2 protein-coding genes are annotated in these 1,677 nt (G+C 71.8%); both read right to left on the bottom strand.

Going from position 1 to position 1,677, the window contains the following annotated elements; genetic code table 11:
• On the bottom strand, window positions 1–712 hold a 712-nt coding region (locus tag AABM41_09830; protein ID MEK6192595.1), incomplete at its 3' end, for an enoyl-CoA hydratase/isomerase family protein.
• Window positions 709–1,677: CoA transferase (locus AABM41_09825; GenBank protein MEK6192594.1), on the bottom strand; the 969-nt coding region annotated here is incomplete at its 5' end. The genes AABM41_09825 and AABM41_09830, both read right to left, overlap by 4 nt.

The following is a 1,677-nucleotide window of genomic DNA, read 5'->3' as shown; positions in this document are numbered from 1 at the left end:
CGCTCCCGTACGCCTCGAGGATCAGGTCCTCGCCGCTGGGGAGACCGGCTTCGCGGATGCGGCGGATCGCCTCCTTGGTCGCCCTCAGGGTGATCGGGGCGTGGCGGGCGAGGAGCTCGGAGAGCTCGGCAACGCGATCCTCGATCTCGGCCGCCGGCACCATCTCCGTGGCCAGCCCGGCGTCCAGCGCCTCCTGGGCGGAGGCCATCCTCGCGGTGAAGATGAGCTCCTTGGTCCGGGCGGGGCCGATGAGCGACACGAGCCGGGCGTAGTTCTCCATCGACAGGCAGTTGCCCAGCGTGCGAGCGATGGGCATGCCGAACTGGGCGTCGGGGGTGCAGACGCGCAGGTCGCAGGCGGCGGCGATGGCAAGCCCGGCTCCCACCGCGTAGCCCTCGACGAGCGCGATCGTGGGCTTGCCGACGAGCTCGACGCGGCCGACGATGCGATCGATCCTCTCCTCGTAGGCGACCCCGTCGCTCGGGGTCCGGAACTCCCGGAACTGGCGGATGTCGGTGCCGGCCACAAAGGCCCTGCCTCCCGCGCCCCGGAGGACGAGCACCCGCACGCCGTCGTCCTCGTCGGCCTCCTCGCATCGCCGCTGGAGGTCGTCGTACATCGGGAACGTCATGGCGTTGCGCGCCTGCGGCCGGTTGAAGGTGATCACGGCCGTGGGCCCGCGGCGCTCGTAGAGCAGGTCGGCGTCGGTCATATCGAGCAGCCGAGCTCGCTCAGGATCTCTTCGGTGTGCTCGCCGAGCAGCGGCGCGGCGCGGCGGATCTGGCCCGGCGTCTCGCTCAGCTTGAACGGGATCCCGAGCCCCCGAACCGTGCCCTCCACCGGGTGCTCCATCTCCACCATCATCTCGCGCGCGTGCGTGTGCGGGTCCTCGAAGACCTGCCGGTAGTCGTAGATCGGCCCCACGGGCACCCCGGCCTCGAGGAGCACCTCGAGCCACTCGCCGGTGGTGCGCTGCTTGAGCACGGCTTCGAGCTCCGCCTCGAGCGCCGGGCGGTTGGCCATGCGCGCGTCGTTGGTGGCGAAGCGCTCGTCCTCGACGAGGTCGTCCCGGCCGATGGCGGCACACAGCCGGGCCCACAGGCGCTGGGTGTTGCCCCCGACCGTCACGTGGCCGTCGCGGGTCCGCAGGGCCTGGTAGGGGGCCGTGAGGCGGTGGGCGGAGCCGAGCGGCTGCGGCACCCGGCCGGTCGCCCACAGCTCCGCCGTCTCCCAGATCGACAGCGCCAGCGCGCCCTCGAACAGCGAGGTGTCGATGTACTGACCGCGCCCGGTCTCCTGCCGCGAGACGTAGGCGGTGAGGATCGCGAAGGCGCAGAACAGCCCGGAGGACAGGTCGCTGATCGGGATGCCGCACTTCACGGGCTCGCCCCCCGCCTCGCCCGTCACGCTCATGACGCCCGACATCCCCTGCGCGATCAGGTCGTAGCCGGCGCGCATCGCCGAGGGCCCGGTCTGCCCGAAGCCGGAGATGCTGGCGTAGATGAGCCCCGGGTTGGCCTCCGAGAGCGTCTCGTAGTCGATGCCGAGCCTGGCGCAGACCCCGGGGCGGAAGTTCTCGACGAGGACGTCCGCCGTGCCGGCCAGCCGGTGGAAGGCCTGCCGGTGGCGGTCGTCCTTGAGGTTGAGCGCGATGCTGCGCTTGTTGCGGTTCACCGC

This window comes from Chloroflexota bacterium, assembly GCA_038040195.1.
GTDB lineage: Bacteria > Chloroflexota > Limnocylindria > QHBO01 > QHBO01 > DASTEQ01.
The sequence above is the reverse complement of the archived record's forward strand: the minus strand, read 5'-3'. Positions and strand labels throughout refer to the sequence as shown.